Raw genomic sequence first — 24,286 nt, forward strand, 5'->3', positions numbered from 1 at the left:
AGATTGTTTCCTTAATTGGGAACAATCTCTTTTTTACGGAATCAGAAAGTATAACACTTCCTTGATTCCAAGTAAGAACGACTAAGGCTTCTGCCTGCGTCTGAGGACTTGGCCTAAGCCAAGTCTTTTCTTATATTTTAGGATATAAAAATGTAAAGATACAATGATGTAAAGTGCTCACACAAGGGGAAAGGTTCTATGCTCCCTATCCTTTACTTTATCCGATGACTAAACCGCTCTAAGACTCCCATCTTCATCTCGTTAACAGGCTGTAATATCCTGCCCTCTGGTTAGGATAACAGTCTGTAAAACTCGAAGTAAGTTCGCTCTAAGGATTTTCGAATCCAAGACTCACTTATATAAGTGGGAGTTAAGAGCGGCTAAGTCCCTGGATAAGTGCGACTAAGATTCAGATGGAGTTAAAACTCCATCTGAATCAAGTCTTCTTTATAGTAGTAAAAAAGTTCATTTTGGTAAAGCTATAAGAAGATAAACAGGGGGAGGGAGTAGCATGGAGAAAAATACGGTTACTAAGATATTTTCTGATATGGCAAATTTGCTACTTTTTCAACCACCCAAAGAGCTGGATCCTTTTGTTCTTGATGAAACAGAGTATGATACGGAGGAAAAGGATAATTTCTCAACAACTGCTTTACAAGAACGTAGTCGTGAGATGGAGTTTTTATTGGATTACGCTAGAGGCTTACAGCAATTCCTCAATAAAGCAATAAAAACCTTACAGAATAATCCAGAGTTTGGAGTAATAGAAACAGTCAAAAAAGATTTTGAAAAAATAGAGACCCAGTGGACAGAAATAAAAGAGATACTTCTTAAGAATCGCAGTACGGATGGTATGTATAATAATTCTGTTGTAAGCACCAGTCTAGATGGAAACGAAAAAATCTTAGAAGCCATCTACAATTTGCCCATAAACAAAGATATTGTAATTCGAAAAATTAGTATCGGAACCCAGCCTAGAATACAAGTCATGATGGTGTTTATGGATGGCCTAATTGATAAAAAAGTGGTAAATTTATCAATTCTAGAGCCCTTGTTATTCATGCAAGAGCGGAAGGAAAAGCTAGAAGGGGAAGATTTAATCGGTTCTATTATGGAAAAATGCTTGCCCAGTGGACAAGCGACACGAATCAGCAGCTTTGTAGAGGTACAACAAGGAATTAACACGGGCGATGCCATCTTATTTTTTGAAGGTAGTGATGAAGCGGTAGCTGTAGAGGCTAAAGGCTATGAACACCGTAGTATTGGTAAACCGGAAACAGAACAGTCGGTACGTGGTTCACAAAACGCCTTTACCGAAGTATTGCGTGTTAATACGGCATTAATTCGAACCATGCTGCATGCCAGTGACTTGGTAACAGAAATGATCCCTGTAGGGGCTCGGGGACATTCCAATTGTGCGGTGATGTACATAAAATCTATTGCGAATAAAGAGCTTGTTTCAGAAGTAAAAAGGCGGATTAAAGGAATTCGTGTAGATTTCATTGCAGATTCAGGTATCTTAGAGCATTTTATTGTAGATGATCCTCGCAATCCTTTTCCTCAGACTCTGTCAACAGAAAGACCGGATCGAATGGCCGTGCACTTAACAGAAGGACGGGTCGGAATTTTAGTAGATGGTAGTCCTTTTGGCCATATTGTACCTGTTTCTATATTTACTTTAATGCATGCTTCTGATGACTTTAGTTTAAGCCTTTATTATACCAATATGCTTCGTATCATTCGCTGGTTTAGCGCCATGCTGTCCTTATTACTACCAGCCTTATATCTGGCAATTAGCACTTTTCATCAGGAAGCAATACCAACGGACTTACTATTATCCATTACAGCTGCTAGGGCACAAGTACCTTTTCCTACTATTATAGAAATCCTCTTGATGGAAATCTCCTTTGAGCTGATTCGTGAAGGAGGACTTCGTATTCCTGGTATCTTAGGGTCAACGATTGGTATTGTAGGTGCATTGATTTTAGGGCAAACGGCAGTTACGGCAAAAATTGTAAGTCCCATGATGGTAATTGTTATTGCAGTGACGGGCCTAGCATCCTATAGTATCCCAGATTATCGCTTAGCCTCTGCTTTTCGCTTATTTCGGTTTTTATTTATCCTATTAGCAATGGGGATGGGGCTTATTGGAATTGCCTGTGGTCTCTTGGCTTTAGTTGCTATGATCTCTTCGATGAAATCTTTTGGTATGCCTTATCTGACACCTGTAGCACCAAAGACAGTATATGGTGGAGATGTAGTTCTTAGAAGCCCTGTTTACCAACAGGAAAGAAGACCTGATGAACTCAATACAAAGGATTCTCTAAGGCAAGAAACTATTAGTAGAGTTTGGACTAGAAAAAATCGGAGAGGGCGAGAAAAGGATGAATAGCTATCATACGGGGAAGTTAGGTTTAATGGATGGTGTAGGACTAGTTTTTTGGCTTGTAATTCCTCGGCTATTTTTGTCCACCATTTCAAATCTAATTCAGGAAAATGGGCAGATTTTATGGCTAGCAGAGGTTGTATACACAGTAATAGGTTTATTAGTTTTTTTTATGATGGTTTATGTGTGCAAATACGTAACCGGGGACATTTTTATCGTATTTCAGAAGTTAGTAGGGAAGCTGGGAGCATGGTTTATACTCCTAACCTATAGTGTTATGTTTCTTAGTAATAGTGCCTTGACCCTGCGTCTATATGCAGAATATACATTAGAAACTGCTTTGCCTCAGGTAGAATTCCAATTGGTGATAGTTTGGTATGTTATTACTGTTAGCGTTATATGTTATTTAGGTATAGAAGCATTGACGCGTACAGGTTATATTGTTTTCCCATTTTTACTCGGTGGACTTGTTTTAATATTACTTATGCTTATTCCTTTTTATATTGGCTACAATTTAAGTCCTTGGCAGGGGTATGGCATTTTTCGCGGGATAATTTCAGGAGTCAATGGCGCAGGTTATAATTTTGGCGTGTTAGCTTTGATTTTTTTAGCTCCTGCATTTCAAAATGTACAAACAATAAAAAAGGCAGCGCTTTATGCATTATGTGGCGCAGGAGTATTACGAATTAGTTTTAGTTTGGTTTACATAATGGTTTTTGGAGTTTTAGGATCGGAAAAGACGATGCCCCTTTTCGAATTGGCCCGTTTAGTTTATCTCAATCAGTATATTCAACGAATTGAAGCTTTATTTATCATAGGTTGGGTAATCTTGGGGTTATTAGCAGTTGCCGGTGGTTTATATGTCGCTTTATATTTAATAGCCATGTTACTCAAATTACCGACCTTAAGGCCCATTGTGCCTTTAGGAGCGTTGATTGTTGGCAATTTGGCCATGCTGCCTCCTGATATTGGTTATACCCTTAAAGTAGATCAATATTTACTAGCGGCACTTGATATTGGCATATACGTTTTTCCTACATTTTTGTTTAGCATGGCATTGTGGAAAAGGAGGAAGAAAGGATGTACCTCCGTTTAATTGTAGGGGTTATTTTAGTGGGGGTGTCTATGGTGCTTTCTGGCTGTAATGGGGCGCGAGAAAGCAATGAGGTTGCTTATATTATTGCTATGGGCCTTGATAAAGCAGAGGAAAAAGGAATGGTTACAGTAACATACAAGATCGCTAAACCCAGTGTAGAAGGCAGTAAAGAAGCTGGAGGGGATGCCTTTCTAATCAGCAATACAGCAGCAACCATAGCCGAATCACTTAATCTACTTAATTCTACGATCGCAGCTAAGCCTTCACTCTCGCATACGAAAGTATTAGTGCTGGGAGAAGAATTATCCAGGCAAGGATTGACGGATATTTGGGGGTCTCTGTTTCGCTATCGGGAATATCGTGGATCAATGTTTGTTTTAATAGCACGTGGTACAGCTAAAAAATTTTTAGAGGAAAGCAAACCTACTACAAATATGTCACCAGCTAAGTATTTTGAAACAGTGCTTAGTTCAGGAGAGGAATCAGGTTATTTTCTGCGTACTAGCTTTCATCAATTTTACCATCGGCTTAAGAGTAGAAGTTCTCAACCTTATGCCACGTTAGTTGGTATCAATCCGCAATCTGGTAAAGGACAGATAACCGTGCCAACAGTTCCTGGCGGCAAGACCAATGGATATATTGCGGGAGAGATCCCCCGTGAAGGGGGAAATCCTGCAGAGTTTGCTGGTACTGCCATATTTTCTGGAGATAAAATGGTGGGAATGCTAAGCACAACAGAAACCCGTATACTGGCAATGTTATTAGGTACATTCCACCGTGGATTTTTATCCGTAGAAGATCCTCTTGACCCTAAATCTTATGTAAACGTCTATTTGCGATTAGGTTCCTCTCCTAAAATTAAAGCGACGCTAAAAGATGGTCATCCCCTAATTACTGTTAAGGTATTACTGGAAGGTGAATTTACCAATATTACATCAGGGATTAACTATGAGGAAGAGAGTTATTTGAAGTTAGCAGAATCCCAGATAAATAACGTTCTGCAAGAAGAAATGGCCAATTTTATTCGACATACCCAAGAACTTAACTCGGATGTCGCAGGTTTCGGCTACTATATGCATCCCCTGTTTTCCAATATGCAAGATTTCTTGGATTATAACTGGAATGAAAAATATAGTCAGGCCGAGGTGCATGTTGAAATTAATACGAAAATTCGTCGTACTGGTTTGATGCTTAGGACGATTCCTATGGAGAAGTAATCGGAAAGGGAGAATAAGGCATGGACTACGTGTTTTTATTATTGGCTTTATTAGCTGGTATCCACGGAATCTCATTTTGCCTATGGTTAAAAAAGAATGGAAATGGATTCGGGGCATTTGGTGTATTTGTTCTTGTCTTTTTTAATATAGCTTTGCCCATTTATCACATGATAAGTGAGGGGTTATGAATGTATTTCTATTTTCCGTTCATACTACAAGTAAAGTAATAAGGAGGCAGAAAAGATGGGATTTAAAAAATGGTATCTAATTGCAACATTAGTAATCGGTGTGCTTTTGATGAGTGGTTGCTCTCTCTTAAAAACGCCTCAGTCTAAGCCGGAGCAACAAACTCCGCCGCCTGCCAATCAGAAGCAAGCGATACAAGGGAATGAACCTGATATTACTGTTTTTATGCATGAAACAGGAGAAAAGAAAACCATGAAGATGGAAGAGTATATAGCAGGTGTAGTCGCAGGGGAAATGAAAAATGATTGGCCAGTAGAGGCTTTAGCAGCACAAGCCATATTGGCAAGAACATTTACGGTACAAGCCATAGAAGAAAAAGGCGGTGTACCAGCAAGGGGAACGCAAGCTTCTACGGATATTAAGGAGTTTCAAGCTTATGATGGAAAAGCAGTAAATGATCGTGTCAAAAAGGCAGTTGAGATGACGCGAGGCATGGTAGCTACCTATCAAGGTAAGCCAATTCATGCTTGGTTTCACGCCTCTGCTGGCGGTATCACAGCGATGGCGAAAGAAGGGCTTAACTTTAAGGATGAGGAACCTCCCTACATTCAATCGGTTAACTCTCCCGATGAACTAGCTCCTAGTGATGTGCAAAATTGGACAGCTTCTTTTACGAAAAAAGAAATGATAGATGTTATGACAAAGATGGGAAAAACGGCTGCTACTATCGACAGTGTAGAGATTGGGAAAAAAGGACCTTCAGGTCGTGCAACTACATTATTAATTAACAAAACTCTAGAAGTATCTGCCCCAGAGGTAAGGGTGGGGCTGGGCAGTACAAAACTTAAATCCATGCTGCTGGATAAGGTAGAGGTTAGCGGTGACACCATAGTTTTTAGCGGCAAAGGATATGGTCATGGTGTAGGTTTATCCCAGTGGGGGGCAAATAATTTAGCAACGAAGGGCAAGAAACCAGAGGAGATCATTGGGCAATACTTCAAGGATGTAACAATTGAAAAACGTTGGAATTAATAAAAAAACGGCCAGATTTTTATTCTGGCTGTTTTTCTATGTAACATACTTATGGGTTCTTGGTATAAAGAGAGAGTGAAACGCAAAAAATAGAAATTACAGGAAGGAGGGATGGTATGAAAAGATTGAAATGCCCTAAAATTCGGAAACTATCTGCCGATAGACCGGAAGCTTCGATACTACAAGCTAAAAAAGAATTAAACAAATTACAACAGATGACCAGTCAAAGCATTTCCTTTAGCGACGAGATAGAGCAGATTGTTGCCCAGCTTCGTCAAGTTGCAGCTCCTTCCTCTGAACCCTTTGTCTTTACCAGTAAATTAACAGAAAATGAGAATTTATTACGAACTATTTTCAAGGATTGCGGTGATATTGAATTTCGCAGCTTTTATGCAGATGGGAAGAAAGCATTACTTGTTTACCTAGAGGGTATGGCGGATACCTCCAACTTGGAGAGAAATATCCTTAAACCGCTAATAAGACAAACAAGATCGAACAATGTGAATTCAGGTGGCCAATCCAGTCTTTTTACTTCCATGAAAAGTATTTCGGAGCATGTATTAGAAGCCTCTTCCATGAGTGTGATAACCAAAGCCAGCGCGGCAATTGAGGCAGTGATGACGGGAAATGCCCTATTATTAATAGATGGTCTGTCCGAGGGCTTGAGCATTTCTGCTGTTAAATACGTGAAACGTGATATTGGCGAAGCGAATAATGAACATATTTTAAGAGGACCCAATGAAGCCTTTAATGAAGGTCTTCCAGACAATATTGTTTTGATACGCCGCCGTTCTCGGGATACCAATCTTAAAGTGCAGATATTAAAGATAGGGGAACGGACGAAGACTTCTGTTGCTCTGCTGTATGTAGCAAATTTAGTGAAACCAGGCTTGGTGGAAGAGGTAGAGCGCCGCCTAGGATTGATCAAAACGGATAAAGTATTAGCTTCAGCTAAGATTGAGGAGTTTATCGTAGATCATCCTTGGTCACCTTTTCCCCAGCTTCAGACAACAGAAAGACCAGACAAAGTTCTTGCGGCATTATATGAGGGAAGGGTAGCAATTATCGTAGATGGTACACCTGCTACACTAATGGTCCCCTGTACGTATAGTACGATCATGCAATCTCCAGATGATTATACGATACAACCAGTAATCTCCAGCCTAATTCGCTTAACTAGAAATTTCGCGGCCTTTGTTGCTATTTATCTACCAGCTATCTATGTTTCTGTAGTTTCCTATCATCCAGGGATGTTACCGACTACTATGGCGATTTCCGTAGCAGAACTGAGGGCGCGTACTCCCTTCCCTTCTTTTTTAGAAGCCTTTATGATGGAGGTTTTACTAGAAGTGTTTCAAGAAGCTATTGTTCGTCTACCCCAAAGATTGGCTGGTGCTGCTACTATGCTTGGTGCCTTTGTGGTCGGTACAACGATAGTGCAAGCTGGGTTAATTAATCCCTTGTTAGTAGTGGTAATTTCGATTACAGCCATAGCCTCTTATTCCATGCCTTCTTACCCTTTCAATTTGGCCTTGCGTTGGCTGCGAATCCCCATGCTAACTTTAGCATCTATTTTAGGACTATATGGCGTCATAATAGGAATACTAGCGGTGACAATACATGCATCTTCCTTGCGCAGTTTTGGCGAATCCTATATTGGAGGATTGTTTGATATTGATCTTTTATCCGATTGGAAAGACGGTATATTCAGGCTGCCTGCTAAATTACTAAAAGAAAGGCCTAAAGAATTTGGTACTAAGGATCAAACGAGGATTGGTGAGGAGGATGGCTAATTTAGAAGTAAAAAAACATATGTCTGCATGGCAGTTAGCAATTGTAGTCTTTGTAACTTGTATAGGTGCTCAAATTATGCTGACTCCCCGAGGTTTAATTGCTCAAGTTAAAAATGGTGCATGGATCAGTGTTCTATTGGGAGGAATGTTTTTTTACACTGCTACTTATTTTATGCTAAGGCTGGGCAAGCAGTATCCGGATGAGACGATAGTAGAATATGCCCCAAAAATTTTTGGACGTATTGGCGGCGGTATTGTGATTTTCTGGTTCAATTTGCTATTTTATATGCAAGTTATCACAATATTCTACGGTGTAGGTAGAATTATAACCTTCTACATGTTTGATCGGACGCCACCCGAGGTAGTAATTTTGGCTTTATTAGTAGTATGTACCTATTGTGCATTGCAGGATTGGGGAACGATTTTGCGTATACAGCAGTTCCTATTTGTAATCGCTTATAGTATATTGATCTTGGTTTGGTTAACTAGTATCTTAAATTTTCAGCCAGAAAATATGCTGCCTCTATGGCCATTAGATATAAAGGGAGTGGCTTTGGGTAGCTTTACCACATGGGGTATGTATAGTGGGTATGAATGTGTACTATTATTACTTCCTTTAGTCTATCGAAAAGTAAGCCTTTCTAAATTAGCTAAAACGGTTGGCCTGGCTTTTGTGGGGCTTAGTATCGTATTTATGCTTATTATCATACTTACTATTGGAGTATTAACAGTGGAAGATGCCAAGAATGTGCCTTTTCCATCTTTAATTGTCATTCGCAGTGTGGAATTGCCAGGGACATTTTTGGAGCGTTTGGAAAATTATTTATTAGTAACTTGGATACCCGTTGTATTTGATACCTTGGCAGCGATGATGTTCTTTATGGCAGAAGTATGTATGCGGCGGTGTCGGCATGCTGATCATCGTCCTGCCCTATTGATTTTGGTACCAATAATCTATGTAGGAGCCATGTTGATTGAGAATCCACAAATAGACGAAGTATTAGGGAAATTTACAATGTGGCTAGGCTTAACATTCTCTTTTGGCGTAGTACCCATGGCTCTTCTACTTACTTGGTGGCAAAAACGTAAGGTAGGTAAGGAGTGTGGCTAAAAAGAAGTGGATTGGTTGTTTATTAATCATTTTTCTATGTGTTATGACATCTGGCTGCTGGGATATGCGGGAATTGCAGGATCGTAATATTGTATTGGCAGTGGCCATTGATAAGGCTGATGACGTGAAAGAAGTAGAAACTTTTGTCCAACCCCATGGTAGTAAACGCTATCGAGTGAGTTTACAGATATTAAAGTTAGCTCCAGGTGGGGAACAAAAGGAAGAATCTAGGACTTTTGTCAAATCCAATACAGGTGAGTCTGTGTTTGAGATAGTCCGAGACATGTTAGGACAAAGTAGTAAGTCTCTCTGGTTTGAACATATACAAGTGATTATTATTAGTGATGCTGTGTTAAAAGAAGTAGATTTAGGAGAAATTCTGGATTTTTTTAAACGGGATGCAGAAATGCGCTCTCGGATTAAAATATATATTACGTCTGGGAAGGCTCGGCCCATAATTGAATTCAGCCCTCCATCAAAGGAACCTGGTGGTGTCTTTCTAGCCAATATTAGCCGCCTGCATCTTAAAAACCTTCATGTTGCCGCATCACGGACTGATCTTGGCTATACAGTTCAGTATTTTGATAATAAAAGTGATGTTATTTTGCCGCGAATCGAAATGGTTGATAAAGTGGTAAAGCTAGGCGGTTCTGCTGTATTTAAAAAGGATAGGTTTATTGGTTATGCAGATGAGTATGCTGTAGCAGGTTCTAAAATGATGTTAGGCACGGATAAGTCAGCTGTCATCACAATTAATTCTCCTAAAACCCCTGGGCATCAAATTGTATTTGAGCTTTTTCGCCATGATACAACGCTAACACCCCACGTGGAAAATGGCGTCATTTATTTCACTGAAGAAATTTCCATGTATGGAAATATTGGAGAGATCCAAGGGGATATTAATGTAAATGATACGATGGACCCAGAGTATATCCAAATGCTGGAAGCAGCTTTTGCGGAGGAGATTAAGCGTAATATTTATTATGCAGAGAGGGTTTTAAAAAAAGAAATGAAGGTAGACGCTATCGGCAGGTTTGCCGGCAAATTAAAGGCACATGAGCCGGAAACTTGGGAGCAAGTAAAAGACCAATGGGATGAGCTATATCCTACCATTCCTTTATATGTTTCTGTTAATGTGACAATAAGAAATATTGGTAGCCATAAGTAGGGTGTATAAGTAAAAGGCTCATTGGGACTACCTGTAGCAAGGCATGCTGTGGAGGTGGTGAAGTTTGTTATCTTATTTAGCACATTCTAAAATTGGTAAATGGTGTATGTCCTGTTTAGGATGTACTCTTATTATCACGATCAGTCTGCTTATTGGTGGCTGCTGGGATCAAAAGGAATTACAGGAAAGACATTTTGTGTTAGCGGTGGGCATTGACAAAGCGGATGAGGGGGAAGACGCAAAGCAGGAAAAAGATAAAAAGTCTCTTGAAGGCTTTATACAGCCTAGTGGTGATAAACTTTACCGCCTTAGTTTTCAAATACTGCAGCTTACGCCTGCAAGTGGTGAGGCACCAAGAAAGGCATCTGTTTCAACGTATGTTATTTCTGGTATTGGTGAGTCTATGTTTGAAATGCTAAGGGATATGTTAGGACAAACAAGTAAGGGGTTTTGGTTTGAACATATTCAGGCAATTGTCATTAGCGAAGAAGCTGCCAAGCAGGGGGGATTGCAGCCTCTAATTGATCTATTCCGCAGGGATACCGAAATGCGCTGGTTAATAAAGCCTCTAATTACTTCCGGTAAGGCGAAAAAACTTTTGGAGTTTAAGCCTCCTAGCGGTGAGCCAGGGGGGCTATTTTTGGCCCGTAGCCTACAATTATACAAGAAAAACCCTCATATTCCAGGGTGGAATTCAGGTTTAGGAGAAACTTCACAATCAATTGATAATAAAAAAACAGTACAGATAGACCGAGTTGAGTTGGAAGGGGATATAGTAAAGCTAGGTGGAACGGCTTTATTTAAGGAGGGTAAATTTGTTGGGTATATAGATGAGTATGCTACTAAGGGAACGGCCTTTTTTAGTGCCTCAGAAAAGTCATCTATCATTACAATTGAATGTCCTGACCATCCAGGTAAGATACTTGCCTTTGAGCTTTTTCGTCATGAAACAAAGTTGACCCCCCATATCAATGGAGACGATATTTATTTTACCCTGGACATTGGAATGAAAGGAAATCTTGGTGAAAGCCAATGTGGGAATCATTTTGATCCAATGGACGAGGAAGCGCTGCATAGAGTTGAGGTATTAGTAGCAGAGGAAGTAACGCATAATATATTATATGCTTTACATAGTTACCAAGATTTACAAGCCGATCCTGGAGATTTTGCTGCTAAACTAAAAGCGCATCAGCCATTAGCCTGGGAAAAAGTAAAAGAACATTGGAATGAAGAGGGATTCCCAAATGTTTCCTTAATACCTTCTGTTAATGTGATAATAGAGAATGTTGGAGAACACAAATAAAAGCAGGCCTTTTGCCTGCTTACTTTTACGGAATCAGAAAGTATAACACTTCCTTGATTCCAAGTAAGAACGACTAAGGCTTTTCTTATGGTATCAGAATTTATAAGTTTCTAGTTAAAAAGATTGAACCACAAAGACACAATGCCGCTATCGCGGCACACAAAGAAGATGGGAATGAAATGGATAGAACCCCTTTGTGACCTTTGTGTCTTTGTGGTTCAAAAGGACGCGTAGCGTTTTTCTTATGCCACAAGGGCATCTTACCCCATAACCATACTGAACAACCAGAAAAAGATACCAGCAGCAGTATAACCTATGGCTGTTCTATGGGCAAGGTTTGCCTCACGTCCCCTTGCATTGTGTTTTGCCAAAATGTTACCAAGATGCCATGAGCCTCCAGCAGTGGTAAAGAAAACCAGTAAAACCCAGATTGTAGTTTTGTGGACAATTTCATAGGACACTTTTTGCCAAAGGTGATACAGTGTGGCTTGCTCTAGGATCATAAAAAAGCTCCTTTTACTGAGGAATTATTTCTTAGTATACCCAAATTATTCTAATGTACTATTTCTTGAATAGGGGTCATATATATGGAGTAGTTAGCATAAAGGAGGATTCTTTCTATGGGGATCGATGATAAAACACCTACATGGCGTCACCAAATACTTTTAGTTGACCGTGAGGAAATAACAATTGATGGTGTTAGCAGCTTGGGCAGTTATGATGAAAAGGAAGTCATCATGGAAACGGAACAGGGATTATTGCTGATAAAAGGGGAAGGGCTTAATATTAAACAGCTAAACCTAGATAAGGGTAATATTGTAGTGGATGGCGTAATTAAAAGTCTTTCTTATGACGATTCTTCTCATGGGAAGAAAGGATTGTTAGAACGGTTCTTAAAATAAAAACATCCTTAGTAACTTTAAAGGATCTTGGCTTGGCGCAAGCCAAGTTTTCTTTACGGAATCAGAAAGTATAACACTTTCTTGATTCCAAGTAAGAACGACTAAGGCTTCTGCCTGCGTCTGAGGACTTGGCATAGGCCAAGTCTTTTCTTATTACGAAAAAATCTCTTTATTATCAATGACTAGTCCAGTTCTTAAGAAAGGAGTACTGTTTTGCGGCGACGATTGTTGATGACGTGGCGTGTAGGATTGATTATATTGGTGTTGGAACTCGCGATTTATACCTTAATAGGCTACCTAAATCTAGGCAATCATAATCTAGTATGGGAGACTTTTAATGAGAATGCCTACACCATAGCAGATGTTGATAGCAAAATACCTTATGCACAAAATATCAATCGTCATGCTCGCCAAGTTGGGATTAATGCACAGGTAATTGCTAGCTTGATTCAAGCGGAGAGTTCCTTTCAACCTCGTGCTCAATCAACAGCAGGGGCTTATGGTTTAATGCAAATTACGCCTGGAACATGGCAGCAGATCAATCAAGAAAGTAAGGTATGCGTTGGTCGTCATCCAGGGGAGTGTAGTTTGGAATGTTATTATAACGAAGAACTTAATATTAGTATTGGCACTTTATACCTCAGTCAATTACTAAATAAATACCAAGGAAATATGGTATTGGCTTTAGCTGCCTATAATGCGGGTCCGGGAGCTGTGGATAAGTATGGTGGTATACCTCCCTATGAGGAAACGATTACCTATACTAAGCGGGTAATTGACAATTGGTATGAGTTAAGTCATTATCCGCTACCTAGTTCTATTTTCTCATTAACACAGTGGGAGAATGTACATAAACTCATAGGTTGGTGTTTTATTGCTACAATCCTAGGATTATTGTGGGTAGCGAGAGGTTTATATAGATATCATCATTCGTGGCGCTGGGGGTGAAGCAGTGCAATTTAATAGTCAGGTTACCTCTTTTCTAATTACGATTGCCACGGGTATTTTATTAGGAGTGTTATTTGATGGCTATCGAGTTCTACGAGGTACTTTTCGCCCTAAAGTACTGACGACCTGGTTTACTGACTTATTATACTGGCTACTAGCAACTGTGATTGTATTCTTCGCTTTAGTAATAAGTAATTGGGGAGAACTTAGGTTCTATGTATTTTTAGGAATTATAAGTGGCGTAGTTTTTTATTATAGATTGCTAAGTCTATATATGATTCGTTTATTTTCAGTTGTAATTAAGCTGATTAAAAAGACTATTGTACTTATTAAAAGAATTTTTATTGTGCTAATCATCAAGCCAGTCTTATTGTGCATGGAAATAATAGGGTGGCCATTTAAATTCACGAATCGAAAGGTGAGGATCTGGTATCATAAAAAGTATCCAAAACCACCGATTGATGAGAAAAAATAGAAAAGAGATTATTTAAAAAGAGGAATGCACCATCAAGTTGACGAATAAAGATACTTCAGACGTAATATATTTTTTAGATGGTGGTGTGATCAATGCAAGGGCGGCATAAGTATCGAGTTAAGTGGTTTAAATTATTTATCCTAGTACTTGGAGGATATTTTTTATTTTTAACGGTTAGCCAACAGAGTCAGCTAGCTTCTATTCGCCATGAGACCGAAAGCACACGTATGCAACTCGAACAATTACAACAAACGAATGGGGCGCTAAAAGGGGAACGTAATGCGTTGCAGGATTCCAAATATGTGGAGAAAATAGCGCGGGAAGAACTTGGTTTAGTAAAACCGGGAGAGATTCCTTTCATTACAGCAGAAAAAAATAATTTATAGCGGCTTTTCTTGACACCTTTTCGGTGTCAAGGTTATAATATGGATGAAAAACATAGTTTTTTAAGGGGGAAGTTTGATTAGTATGTCCATTGAAGTTGGCAGTGTGGTTGAGGGCGTTGTGACAGGTATTACAAATTTCGGAGCATTTGTAGAGCTGCCTGGGGGAAAGGTAGGTTTAATTCATATCTCAGAAGTTGCTGATGTATATGTTCGTGATGTGAAGGATTTCCTTAAAGAGCAAGATCCAGTAAAAGTTAAGGTTTTGTCAGTTGATGAACGTGGGAAAATTGGGTTGTCTATTAAGCAGCTTCAACCACCAAGTCCAAGTCCAGCTCCTAATCCTATTCCAAGGAGAGCACCAGCCAATGATAATCGGCGTTTTGGTAAAGTAAATGCGCCGTCCTTTGAAGACAAGTTGACTAAATTCTTAAAAGACAGCGATGAGCGTCTTGGAGATTTAAAACGTAATACAGAATCCAAACGTGGCGGACGTGGCGCTGCTCGTTCTCAATGATGGTTCATCAGAGCATTTCGTAATGAAATGCTCTTTTTGATTTATAAGGACTTTCGTAAGAAAAATTTTAGTATATTTTCTGTGCGACTCGACAAAAAAAATAAGCTTCTTAAAGCGAAAATCACCTGACAAAGAATTTGTCAGGTGATTTTTTAAGTTTTATTCTACTTTTTGTCGGAATTTTTGTTTCTTACCTGACTTGTTAAGACAAAGAATGAATACCAATATATGTAAAATGATAGTGCGCTCTTTTATTTAAATGGACAAACAGCCTTAATATTCCCAGTCTCATAAGAGGGAGAGAGCTAGAATGGATAAGTCTTGTGTTTTCAAGTGGGGCGGGTTAGTGCTTACTAGTATTATATGAACAGAGGTGACTGAATATGCCAAAAATGACAGTTGTTACTTTACCGAGTGAAATGCTAGAGGTATTCCAGCCAATGGCAAAGAAAAAAGCAAGTGCAAAATGGTTGCCTTTGAAGGCAATTTTTCGTAAGATGTACAATAGACTATTTTCACTGGTGTATAGTGAAAATTGGTTTATGAATGTTTTGGCTTTTTTACTGGGGCGGGTTTCCATTATGGGAGATATAGCCCCCATGGGATTGGCCTTTTTTGCAGCAGTAGCCCAAATTCAAAAAAGACGAGCCTTTATGGTTGGAATTTGTTCGATTGCAGGGCTGGTATCAGGAGGCTACTATACAGAGATCGGTACTTACTCGGTCTTTATGTTTTTATATTTTTTGTGGGCAGATAAACTTACCCGATTGCATAAAAAAGTATTAGCGGTACCTATATTACTGTTTTGCGTTGTGCTTTGTAGTGGATTGTTTATTGGTATGTTTCATCAACCTACACTATATACTTTTTTAGTGGTGTTACTTAATGCTGGGACTTGTATGATCCTATCTTATATTTTTATGTATGCGGTGCCCTTGCTGGTTGGCGAACAGTCTCATATCGTGCTGCGGCAATATGTAACAAGTGAACGGCTTAGTTGTATGATTTTACTACTGGCAGTAGCAGTAGCAGGCTTGGGTACTACCGTGATATTTGACTACAGTATTCGTAATATGGCAGGTTGTTTGCTGATTATGGCCATGTCACTTGCTGGCGGGCCTGGCTTTGGCGCTTGTGTTGGAGTTGCAGTTGGTGCAATAATTGGATTAAGTGATGGAAATGCGGCTTTGTCCATAACATTGTATGCAGTGGCAGGAGTCTTAGCAGGAACCTTTCGAGGATTAGGAAAATTTGCAGTTATTTTAGGATTTGTCTTAGGGAGTGTTATCACGGTTTTATACTTTGGTCAGGATAATCAATTGACAAAGGTAATGAGTGAATGTGCTATCGCAGGGGGGTTATTCTTTTTTGCTCCCAACAAAAGATTAGCAGCGTGGCATGATATTGCTTTTACATCAACACCTCCCGTTGCTGCAGATTCTTTGCATCTAAAAGAAACCGTAGCTAAAATTCATAATATCGCAGAAGTATTTAATGATTTTGCTAGTACCTTCAGTAGTATTGTTGAAGATACGAAAGGGAAGATCCAAGATGACGAGTTGGCCAGGACCTTATCTGCCGTAGGAGAGCAGGTGTGCGTAGATTGTAATAAACGGTCACAGTGCTGGGAAACGGATTTTTATCGGACTTATCATGGTATATTGGATATTTTGGGGCAGGTAGAAAATCATTCCCTGTCTGTAGAGAAGATGCCAAAGGTATTTCAAGAAAATTGTATTCGTTGTAAGGAACTACTCGATACGATAGTTTTAGTTTCGGAGCGAAATCGTTCCGCTGCTTTTTGGCAAAAAAGGATGATAGAACAGCGTCAAACAGTTACTGAACAAATGAAAGCAACTAGCGTCATTATTAGCAATTTAGCCTATGAAATTGGCAAAGTAGAGCAGTCCGATCAAAATATGTCTTTACTTTTACAAGAAAAGGCCGCTATGCTTGCGTGTTCCCTTACGGGAGTGCGAATAAGAGGTAAGGCAGGGGAAGGTATCATAGAGGCTAAGAAAACCTGCTGTAACGGGAAACGAGAATGTGTCAACACCGTTTTGCCTTTAGCTTCTAGTGTCCTAAGAGAAAAACTAGAACTATTAGCTGAATGTGGTGATGAAAGAAAAGATAAAAAATGTACGTTAACAATGAAAGTGGCAAAAAAATTTCAAATTGAAACAGGTATTGCTAGCTTTGCCAAAGAGGGACAAAGTGTATGTGGCGACGCTTGTACCGTTGTACCTTTATGTAAAGGAAAGGTTGCATTAATTTTAAGTGATGGTATGGGGAGTGGCAAGAAAGCAGCTGTTGAGAGTTCGCTTGCAATTAAATTTTTGCAAAAATTGTTATCCATTGGTTTTGATATTGATGTTGCAGTTATGACTATCAATTCGATGCTGCTGCTGCGTACAAGGGATGAATCTTTTGTAACGATTGATATGGCAGTGATTGATACTTACTCGGGAGAAATTGAATTTTTAAAAGTTGGTTCAGCACCAAGTTTTGTTAAGAGGGTTAGAGAAGTTATGACGATTAAATCCTCCTCGTTGCCAATTGGTATTTTACAACAAATAGAGTTAAAGCCAATAAAAGCAACTGTAGTGGATGGTGATTTTATTGTAATGGTGAGTGACGGCATTGTTGATGTTCCCCAAAGCAGCTTGGATAAAGAAAATTGGTTGGCTAACTTTTTGAGACGAGGGGTTAATACAAAACCACAAGCTCTTGCAGAACAAATTCTAGCTCAAGCTTTATTATTGTCTGGCAATCGTGTGCATGATGATATGACAGTTATGGTCGCTAAAGTTTCTAGCTCTTTAGATTCAGTAAAATAAGTATTATAAGAAATAACTCAGGTGTACCTCATCTGGGTTATTTTTCTTTTCATTGCAGGAGAATATAATAAAGCGCGAGAATAAAGGCTAAAAATAGCATAGGCGGTGTAGGTGTTGACAATCTCCTTAGAGCAAATCGTTTCATTAGTTATAGTAGCTGGCGAGATTATGCTTAAGAATGGAGCGGAGACGTATCGAATTGAAGAAACCATGGATCATATGGCCAAAGCTTGCGGCGCCCTTGCTGTAGAGAGTTTCGTCATTCCAACAGGGGTTTTTCTAACGGTAACGGACGCTAATGGTCGAACTTTGACTGTCATGCGTCGGGTAAGTAATCGTACGATCAACTTGGACCGTATTTCAAAAGTGAACGAGTTATCTCGGCGTTTGGTAGATCAGCGTATGGAATATAGGGATGCCAAGAAAATTTTGGAGCATATTAGTAAAGAGCGTACGGGATTTTCCCTTTTGCCCTCTATGCTGGCTTCAGGGACTATAGGCGCAGGTACAGCAGTATTGCAAGATGCTCTTATATTGGAAGTAGTAGTTGCTTTTGTGGCAGCAGCAATCGTTCGATATATTGCCCATATTATATCTAGATTGCATGGGCTTTCTTTTTCTTTCGAATTTCTTGGCGGGATGGCAGTGGCTTTTTGTGGCACTCTGCTACATTCTTTATTGCCTCATTTAAGGCCAGATGCTGTCATAATTGGTGGTATTATGCCCCTTGTTCCAGGGGTAGCAATCACCAATGCCATACGAGATGTAATTGCCGGGGATTTACTAAGTGGCTTATCTAGGGGGCTAGAGGCGGCCTTAACGTCGGTAGCGGTTGCTATGGGGGTAGTCATCATGCTGGCACTTACGGTATAATGAGGTGGCGTTAAATTGGTATTGAAAATTATAGCAGTTTTTTTAATTTCGGCTTCAATTGGTATATTATATCGCATACCACGCAGATTAGTAGCGTCTGCAAGTTTAGTTGGAGTAGTAGCTTGGCTCATTATGTATAGTACTATGCAGTCTGGGGCAACAGTGATAGTAGCAGATTTTTTTGCAAGTGTTACTGTGGGAGTGATGGCTGAGATATTGGCTCGTATAATAAAGAAACCAGCAACCATTTTTATCATACCTGGATTTATTCCCCTAGTGCCTGGCGGTGATGCTTACTTTACTATGCTGTATATGGTAAAAGGGCAATATTCTGCCGGGGTTTCCATGGGAATGCAGACCATATTGTCAGCAGGAGCGATTGCATTTGGTATTTTTGTAAGCTCTACTATTTTTAGAATAATAAAGAGTAGTAATAGGGAGAGTAATTGGCAGGATGTTGGAAAAAGTTAGAGCGTGGATAGATAAACATAAGATGCTGCTTGCAGGTGATACTATAATCGTAGCTTGTTCGGGTGGGCCAGATTCGTTAGCTTTATTACATATCCTTGCGAGATTTCGTTTAGAATATAGTATAAGTATAGTGGTTGCTCATGTAGATCATATGCTTCGTGGGCAGGAATCGGCCCTCGAGGCAGCCTTTGTCCTAAACTTTTGTCGTGAACGTAGTATTACATGTTATCATACGGCAATTGATGTCCCTAGGTTCATAGAAGAGACGGGGATATCAGGAGAAGAAGCTGCTCGAATTCTGCGTTATCAGTACTTACGGCAAGTTGCTCAGGAAGTAGGGGGAGCCAAAATTGCGACAGGGCATCATCAGGATGACCAAGGGGAAACTGTATTAATGAATCTGTTACGTGGAGCCGGCAGTGCGGGAATTCGTGGGATTCAACCAGTTAATGGCGATATTATTCGTCCCTTCTTAGGAGTGAGCCGTGCCGAAATAATTGCTTATTGTGAAGCAGAGGGTTTAGAGCCGCGATTTGATAGTTCAAATGGAAATTTAAATTATTTGCGTAATCGTATTCGAATACGTCTTTTACCAGAGCTAGAAAAGAAGTATAATAGTTCTGTCAAGGAAGCTTTGTGCCGAACGGCGATGATCGTAGGCGATGAGCATAATTTTATTCAAAAGACAGCGAAAGACGTGTGGCCTCAGGTTGTTACAGAAGGCTCAGATGGCATATTTATTGCTACCGAGCCAATGAATTCTTTACATATTGCCGTAAAACGTGAAATTTTTCGTATGTCCATAGAAAAAAAACAAGGATCTGTAAGAGGAATAACCTTTTGTCATGTGGAAACTTTGATAGAGATGCTTTTTACTGGGCGAGTAGGCAGCAAATTACAGTTACCTGGTGGCCTTACCGTTCGCAAAGATTATGACGGATTATATATAGGAGCAAACCCTGTATCTTTAAAAAGAAAGGTAGAGTATCCTGGACAGGAACTAATTGTACCTGGTAGTAATCTAATTACAGCATTGGGGATCGAAATTACAGCAAAGCTAACAGATACTTTTGTTAAAGAAAAAACAAATAGAGCTGTTTTTGATGCAGATGAATTATCTTACCCTTTATTTGTGCGCACGCGTCATGATGGTGATCGCTTTCAACCTCTTGGATTTGCAGGAAGTAAAAAAGTGAAAGATTTTTTAATTGATTTAAAGGTACCGAGGGAATTGAGGGATGATATCCCAATTATCTGTGATCAAAAAAGTATCATTTGGGTGGGTGGTTATCGACAAAGTCAAAATGGCAAGAGCAGGGATACAACAAAAAACTTTTTGATACTAACAATTGTAGGAAATGCAATAAAAGAATAATTTTTTTGTGTTAGATTGAATTTTTTATTGCGTAATATATATAATAAAACAGGAGGAACAAGAGTGATTAATGATGTCGAAAGAGTCTTACTTAGTGAAGAGGAATTAGCAGGGCGTATTGCAGAGATCGGAGCACAGATTACTGCGGATTATGCAGGTAAAGAAATTCTAATGATTGGGGTATTGCGTGGGGCAGTATTATTCATGGCTGATCTAGCTAGAGCAATTAAAATACCTGTAGCAATTGATTTTATGGCTGTGTCCAGTTATGGAGCAGGTACCAGTTCTAGCGGTGTGGTACGTATCTTAAAAGATCTTGATGAGAACGTAGAAGGGAAACATGTTCTAGTAGTAGAGGATATTATTGATTCAGGGTTGACATTAAATTACTTGATGGATAACCTTAAGTCTCGTAAACCTGCTAGCATTCAGATATGTACACTTCTTAATAAGCCAGATCGCCGTAAGGTAGATGTAGATATTGCTTATAACGGTTTTACTATACCGGATTATTTTGTAATTGGGTACGGTTTGGATTATGCTGAGAAATATCGGAATTTACCCTTCATTGGTATTTTAAAACCTGAAGTTTATCAAGACTAAGTTTTATTGTTAATTATTAGGTTTGGTGGTATAATATTTTTCTATGAAGGCCAAAGGACATAACAATGCCCATGGCAGGAAAGTATCGATGGTGCTTCAGTGAGAGGAGGGCTACTTTGAATAAATTTTTTCGAAATGTAAGTTTTTATTTGTTGATTATTATCATTGCTATTTCAATAATTGACTATTATTCCTCACGTACGACGAATAAACAGGAAATAAGTTATACTCAATTTTTACATCAAATTGAGGAGCAAAAGGTCCAGGGAGTAACCGTTGTAGAAAATAACATTCGTGGAAAACTTACGGATGGTACTGAATTTACGACGATTACACCAAATGACCCTACGCTTATTAATACGTTGCGAGAGAAAAATGTGGATATTAAAGCTGAACAACCACCGCAACCGCCTTGGTGGACAACAATTTTCTCTTCTATTTTGCCAATGTTGCTCTTAATTGGGGTATGGTTCTTCATTATGCAACAGACGCAAGGTGGCGGCAATCGGGTAATGTCTTTTGGCAAAAGCCGTGCGAAGCTTCATGGTGAAGATAAAATTAAAGTAACCTTTGGTGATATGGCGGGAGCCGATGAGGCCAAACAGGAATTAGAGGAAGTCGTTGAATTCCTAAAACATCCTAAGAAATTTAACGATTTAGGTGCTCGTATTCCAAAAGGGGTTTTGTTATTTGGACCTCCAGGAACTGGTAAAACTCTGTTAGCCCGGGCAGTAGCTGGAGAAGCGGGAGTACCATTCTTTAGTATTAGTGGTTCTGATTTCGTTGAAATGTTTGTTGGTGTCGGAGCTTCAAGGGTTCGGGATTTGTTTGAGCAAGCTAAAAAGAGTGCGCCATGCATCGTTTTTATTGATGAAATTGATGCTGTAGGACGTCAGCGGGGCGCAGGCCTCGGTGGTGGTCATGATGAAAGGGAACAAACCTTAAACCAATTATTAGTTGAGATGGATGGTTTTGGCGTTAATGAGGGCATTATTATTATTGCGGCAACGAATCGTCCAGATATTTTGGATCCTGCATTATTGCGCCCAGGTCGTTTTGATAGACAAATTGTTGTTGATAAGCCGGATGTCAAAGGACGTTTGGAGATCTTAAAAGTTCATACAAAGGGTAAACCTGTAGCGAAAGAAGTCAGTCTTGATGTATTGGCGCGTCGTACACCAGGTTTCACTGGTGCTGATCTTAGCAACTTAGTGAATGAAGCAGCTCTCTTAGCAGCACGCCGTAATAAAAAACGGATTGACATGCCTGAAATGGAAGAGTCTGTTGAGCGTGTTGTCGCAGGACCAGAACGTAAGAGTAAGGTTATTAGTGAACGAGAAAAGAAACTTACTGCCTATCATGAAGCTGGTCATGCTTTGATTGGAATGCTTTTAGATAATACAGATCCAGTACATAAAGTTTCGATTATCCCTAGAGGACGAGCTGGTGGTTACACCTTGATGTTACCAACAGAAGACCGCTATTACGCAACACGCACTGAATTACTAGAACAGCTTAGTGTTTTATTAGGCGGACGTGTGGCTGAAGCTGTAGTACTTAAGGAAATTAGTACTGGTGCCCAAAATGATTTGGAACGTGCTACTGATTTGTCCCGTAAGATGATTACTGAATACGGTATGAGTGAGAGCTTAGGGCCAATTACTTTTGGACATAAACAACAGCAACAGGTATTCTTGGGAAGAGATATTTCCCGTGATCGTAATTATGGTGAAGAAGTAGCTTCTGCTATTGATAAAGAGGTACGTAGGTTAATTGAGGGTGCTTACAATAAAACAGAAGCAATGTTGCAAGAAAATATTGATAAGCTTCACTTGATTGCTGCTGCTCTGATTGAAAAAGAAACACTAGAAGCCGGTGATTTAGAAGAACTTTTGGCGAATGGTAAGATTTCTGAAAAAACTGAGCAAGACGAAATTGTTCTTACTAAAGGTGAGGGCACTGATGACAATAGTCAAACGGGACCTAAAATCGTATATAGTTCTCGTTCCTAGTTGAAGGGCAGGTGCAAACCTGCCCTTTCATATATTGGAGTTTATCCGATGACTAAACCGCTCTAAGACCCCCATCTTCATCTCGTTAACAGCCTGTAATATCCTGCCCTCTGGTTAGGATAACAGTCTGTAAAACTCGAAGTAAGTTCGCTCTAAGGATTTTCGAATCCAAGGCTCACTTATATAAATGGGAGTTAAGAGCGGCTAAGTCCCTGGATAAGTGCGACTAAGATTCAGATGGAGTTAAAACTCCATCTGAATCAAGTCTTCTTTATAAGTTTTAAGAACCACAAAGGCACAATGCCAGTAGCGTGGCACACAAGGTAGGTACGAGATTATATCTCTTTTGTGTTCTTTGTGTCTTTGTGGTTAAAAATTAGGGTTCTCTTGGTGAAAAATGGCTTGTCCGTTATAATAGAGATATCAAGTGGGGGTGTTTAGTGATGAGTGAAGTATTATTGCATTATACACGTGGTGGTAAGGTTGAGAGTGTACATCGTGCTGATGTCGCTGTTGTAGATGTAACAGGGAAAATGGTATGGGAATTTGGGGATGGCAAGAGACCGATGTTTTGGCGCTCGGCTGCCAAGCCTTTTCAATTATTACCTTTTGTAGAACAAGGCGGCGTAGAAAAATTTAAGATAACAGAAGAAGAAATTGCTTTCATGGTTTCTTCTCATAGTGGGGAAGCAGAGCATGTTGCTTTGGCGCATGCCCTTTTGGCGAAAATAGGTTTAACGATTGAGGCATTGGCCTGCGGTCCAGCCAAGCCAATGAGTAGTAAAATGGCCAAGGAATTAATGGTGCAAAAGCAGCCTTTTCAGGTAGTACATAATGCTTGTTCAGGTAAGCACAGTGGTATGCTGGCTCTTGCTCAAATGTTACAGGTTGCGATAGCAGGATATACAGAACTAACGCACCCGGTTCAACAAATGATGTACCAGGCTGTTGCTGATAGTGTAAGAATGCAAAAAGAAACAGTGGAAACAGGAATCGATGGCTGCGGTGTCCCCGTCTTTTATTTGCCGCTTTATAATATGGCATTGGCTTATGCTCGCTTGGCTAAACCCGAGGAGGGCCAATGGGGTCAAAGTGAGAAGTCGGTACGTCTGATTCGTGACGCTATGCTAGCCCATCCTCACGTTGTGGCAGGTACGAAGCGTTTTGATACCGTTCTTATGAATGTTACTAAAGGCCGTATTTTAGCTAAGATAGGTTCTGAAGCAGTGTATTGCTTAGCATCAGTACCAGATGGATTGGGTGTGACCTTTAAAATTGATGATGGAAGTTACCGTGCGGTTAATCCAGCTGGAATAGCTATATTGAAAAAGCTCGATTTACTTTCTTCAGCGGAGTACCAAACTTTAGTGGAACAGTTTCCTCCTGTGCTAAAAAATCATCGTGGCGATGTAATCGGTACGGTAGAAGCAACAATATAAGAAAAGACTTGGCTTAGGCCGCCAAGTCCTCAGACGCAGGCAGAAGCCTTAGTCGTTCTTACTTGGAATCAAGGACGTGTTATACTTTCTGAATCCGTAAAAAAAGAAACAACTTGGTGTAAGCCAAGTTGTTTCTTTTTTTACCCTATATGTATATTA

General features: G+C 39.8%; 22 protein-coding genes. 21 read left to right on the forward strand and 1 reads right to left on the reverse strand.

Going from position 1 to position 24,286, the window contains the following annotated elements; translation table 11 throughout:
• The first annotated feature begins 511 nt into the window (after positions 1–511).
• The 9 genes from UFO1_RS02390 (at position 512) to UFO1_RS02425 (ending at position 11,292) form a co-directional block, all read left to right on the forward strand.
• On the forward strand, positions 512–2,392 hold the full coding sequence (locus UFO1_RS02390) for a spore germination protein (RefSeq protein ID WP_038667500.1): 1,881 nt from the start codon (positions 512–514) through the stop codon (positions 2,390–2,392).
• Positions 2,385–3,482, forward strand: coding sequence for a GerAB/ArcD/ProY family transporter (locus tag UFO1_RS02395; RefSeq protein WP_038667503.1), 1,098 nt, complete (start codon positions 2,385–2,387; stop codon positions 3,480–3,482). Before UFO1_RS02390 ends, UFO1_RS02395 begins: the two co-directional genes overlap by 8 nt.
• Positions 3,467–4,699, forward strand: coding sequence for a Ger(x)C family spore germination protein (locus tag UFO1_RS02400; RefSeq protein ID WP_038667506.1), 1,233 nt, complete (start codon positions 3,467–3,469; stop codon positions 4,697–4,699). Before UFO1_RS02395 ends, UFO1_RS02400 begins: the two co-directional genes overlap by 16 nt.
• 20 nt (positions 4,700–4,719) lie before the next feature.
• Complete coding sequence (locus tag UFO1_RS25110) at positions 4,720–4,887, forward strand: hypothetical protein (protein ID WP_158442768.1); 168 nt, start codon at positions 4,720–4,722, stop codon at positions 4,885–4,887.
• A gap of 55 nt (positions 4,888–4,942) precedes the next feature.
• Positions 4,943–5,917 carry a SpoIID/LytB domain-containing protein gene (locus tag UFO1_RS02405; RefSeq protein WP_038667511.1) on the forward strand — a complete coding sequence of 325 codons (975 nt, stop codon included), beginning with the start codon at positions 4,943–4,945 and terminating at the stop codon, positions 5,915–5,917.
• A gap of 116 nt (positions 5,918–6,033) precedes the next feature.
• Complete coding sequence (locus UFO1_RS02410) at positions 6,034–7,710, forward strand: spore germination protein (RefSeq protein ID WP_236639316.1); 1,677 nt, start codon at positions 6,034–6,036, stop codon at positions 7,708–7,710.
• Positions 7,703–8,821, forward strand: coding sequence for a GerAB/ArcD/ProY family transporter (locus tag UFO1_RS02415; RefSeq protein ID WP_038667518.1), 1,119 nt, complete (start codon positions 7,703–7,705; stop codon positions 8,819–8,821). Before UFO1_RS02410 ends, UFO1_RS02415 begins: the two co-directional genes overlap by 8 nt.
• On the forward strand, positions 8,814–9,989 hold the full coding sequence (locus UFO1_RS02420) for a Ger(x)C family spore germination protein (RefSeq protein WP_038667521.1): 1,176 nt from the start codon (positions 8,814–8,816) through the stop codon (positions 9,987–9,989). Before UFO1_RS02415 ends, UFO1_RS02420 begins: the two co-directional genes overlap by 8 nt.
• Positions 9,990–10,053: 64 nt before the next feature.
• Entirely contained in the window at positions 10,054–11,292 is a 1,239-nt protein-coding gene (locus UFO1_RS02425) for a Ger(x)C family spore germination protein (RefSeq protein WP_371256645.1), read from the forward strand.
• A 260-nt stretch (positions 11,293–11,552) separates the two neighbouring features.
• Here the strand turns inward: UFO1_RS02425 and UFO1_RS02430 are convergent, their stop codons facing one another.
• Positions 11,553–11,795: a hypothetical protein gene (locus tag UFO1_RS02430; RefSeq protein ID WP_038667524.1), complete on the reverse strand. Its 243-nt coding sequence runs from the start codon at positions 11,793–11,795 to the stop codon at positions 11,553–11,555.
• A gap of 117 nt (positions 11,796–11,912) precedes the next feature.
• On the opposite strand from UFO1_RS02430, the gene yabP reads away from it, so the two are divergent.
• The 12 genes from yabP (at position 11,913) to UFO1_RS02490 (ending at position 24,127) form a co-directional block, all read left to right on the forward strand.
• Positions 11,913–12,194, forward strand: a complete 282-nt coding sequence (gene yabP / locus UFO1_RS02435; RefSeq protein ID WP_038667528.1) for a sporulation protein YabP — start codon at positions 11,913–11,915, stop codon at positions 12,192–12,194.
• A gap of 213 nt (positions 12,195–12,407) precedes the next feature.
• Positions 12,408–13,142, forward strand: coding sequence for a lytic transglycosylase domain-containing protein (locus UFO1_RS02440; RefSeq protein ID WP_144390858.1), 735 nt, complete (start codon positions 12,408–12,410; stop codon positions 13,140–13,142).
• Positions 13,143–13,146: 4 nt separating this feature from the next.
• Complete coding sequence (gene yabQ, locus UFO1_RS02445; protein WP_038667534.1) at positions 13,147–13,617, forward strand: spore cortex biosynthesis protein YabQ; 471 nt, start codon at positions 13,147–13,149, stop codon at positions 13,615–13,617.
• Positions 13,618–13,709: 92 nt separating this feature from the next.
• Positions 13,710–14,003, forward strand: coding sequence for a septum formation initiator family protein (locus UFO1_RS02450; RefSeq protein ID WP_038667538.1), 294 nt, complete (start codon positions 13,710–13,712; stop codon positions 14,001–14,003).
• Positions 14,004–14,085: 82 nt separating this feature from the next.
• Complete coding sequence (locus UFO1_RS02455) at positions 14,086–14,517, forward strand: S1 domain-containing RNA-binding protein (RefSeq protein WP_038667541.1); 432 nt, start codon at positions 14,086–14,088, stop codon at positions 14,515–14,517.
• Positions 14,518–14,900: 383 nt separating this feature from the next.
• On the forward strand, positions 14,901–17,354 hold the full coding sequence (gene spoIIE, locus UFO1_RS02460; protein WP_038667544.1) for a stage II sporulation protein E: 2,454 nt from the start codon (positions 14,901–14,903) through the stop codon (positions 17,352–17,354).
• Positions 17,355–17,465: 111 nt separating this feature from the next.
• A complete protein-coding gene (locus tag UFO1_RS02465; protein ID WP_236639317.1) occupies positions 17,466–18,227 on the forward strand; it encodes a threonine/serine exporter family protein in 762 nt (253 codons plus the stop codon).
• Positions 18,228–18,242: 15 nt separating this feature from the next.
• Positions 18,243–18,698, forward strand: coding sequence for a threonine/serine exporter family protein (locus UFO1_RS02470; protein ID WP_038667550.1), 456 nt, complete (start codon positions 18,243–18,245; stop codon positions 18,696–18,698).
• A complete protein-coding gene (gene tilS / locus UFO1_RS02475; RefSeq protein ID WP_038667553.1) occupies positions 18,682–20,073 on the forward strand; it encodes a tRNA lysidine(34) synthetase TilS in 1,392 nt (463 codons plus the stop codon). The genes UFO1_RS02470 and tilS overlap by 17 nt, the downstream gene beginning before the upstream one ends.
• A gap of 63 nt (positions 20,074–20,136) precedes the next feature.
• The gene (gene hpt / locus UFO1_RS02480; protein WP_038667557.1) at positions 20,137–20,676 is read left to right on the forward strand and encodes a hypoxanthine phosphoribosyltransferase; all 540 of its coding nucleotides are present in this window, start codon (positions 20,137–20,139) and stop codon (positions 20,674–20,676) included.
• Positions 20,677–20,792: 116 nt separating this feature from the next.
• On the forward strand, positions 20,793–22,688 hold the full coding sequence (ftsH, locus tag UFO1_RS02485; RefSeq protein ID WP_038667560.1) for an ATP-dependent zinc metalloprotease FtsH: 1,896 nt from the start codon (positions 20,793–20,795) through the stop codon (positions 22,686–22,688).
• A 443-nt stretch (positions 22,689–23,131) separates the two neighbouring features.
• Positions 23,132–24,127 carry an asparaginase gene (locus tag UFO1_RS02490; RefSeq protein ID WP_038667563.1) on the forward strand — a complete coding sequence of 332 codons (996 nt, stop codon included), beginning with the start codon at positions 23,132–23,134 and terminating at the stop codon, positions 24,125–24,127.
• Positions 24,128–24,286: the final 159 nt, after the last annotated feature.

Source organism: Pelosinus sp. UFO1, from assembly GCF_000725345.1.
GTDB lineage: Bacteria > Bacillota > Negativicutes > DSM-13327 > DSM-13327 > Pelosinus.

Excerpts from the sequence above, each read along its gene's own strand:
- tilS (WP_038667553.1), top strand. The coding sequence starts at position 18,682 with ATGTTGGAAAAAGTTAGAGCGTGGATAGATAAACATAAGATGCTGCTT.
- yabP (WP_038667528.1), top strand. The coding sequence starts at position 11,913 with ATGGGGATCGATGATAAAACACCTACATGGCGTCACCAAATACTTTTA.
- UFO1_RS02390 (WP_038667500.1), top strand. The coding sequence starts at position 512 with ATGGAGAAAAATACGGTTACTAAGATATTTTCTGATATGGCAAATTTG.
- UFO1_RS02490 (WP_038667563.1), top strand. The coding sequence starts at position 23,132 with ATGAGTGAAGTATTATTGCATTATACACGTGGTGGTAAGGTTGAGAGT.
- UFO1_RS02415 (WP_038667518.1), top strand. The coding sequence starts at position 7,703 with ATGGCTAATTTAGAAGTAAAAAAACATATGTCTGCATGGCAGTTAGCA.
- UFO1_RS25110 (WP_158442768.1), top strand. The coding sequence starts at position 4,720 with ATGGACTACGTGTTTTTATTATTGGCTTTATTAGCTGGTATCCACGGA.
- UFO1_RS02410 (WP_236639316.1), top strand. The coding sequence starts at position 6,034 with ATGAAAAGATTGAAATGCCCTAAAATTCGGAAACTATCTGCCGATAGA.
- UFO1_RS02395 (WP_038667503.1), top strand. The coding sequence starts at position 2,385 with ATGAATAGCTATCATACGGGGAAGTTAGGTTTAATGGATGGTGTAGGA.
- UFO1_RS02450 (WP_038667538.1), top strand. The coding sequence starts at position 13,710 with ATGCAAGGGCGGCATAAGTATCGAGTTAAGTGGTTTAAATTATTTATC.
- UFO1_RS02400 (WP_038667506.1), top strand. The coding sequence starts at position 3,467 with ATGTACCTCCGTTTAATTGTAGGGGTTATTTTAGTGGGGGTGTCTATG.
- UFO1_RS02430 (WP_038667524.1), bottom strand. The coding sequence starts at position 11,795 with ATGATCCTAGAGCAAGCCACACTGTATCACCTTTGGCAAAAAGTGTCC.
- UFO1_RS02455 (WP_038667541.1), top strand. The coding sequence starts at position 14,086 with ATGTCCATTGAAGTTGGCAGTGTGGTTGAGGGCGTTGTGACAGGTATT.
- spoIIE (WP_038667544.1), top strand. The coding sequence starts at position 14,901 with ATGCCAAAAATGACAGTTGTTACTTTACCGAGTGAAATGCTAGAGGTA.
- UFO1_RS02405 (WP_038667511.1), top strand. The coding sequence starts at position 4,943 with ATGGGATTTAAAAAATGGTATCTAATTGCAACATTAGTAATCGGTGTG.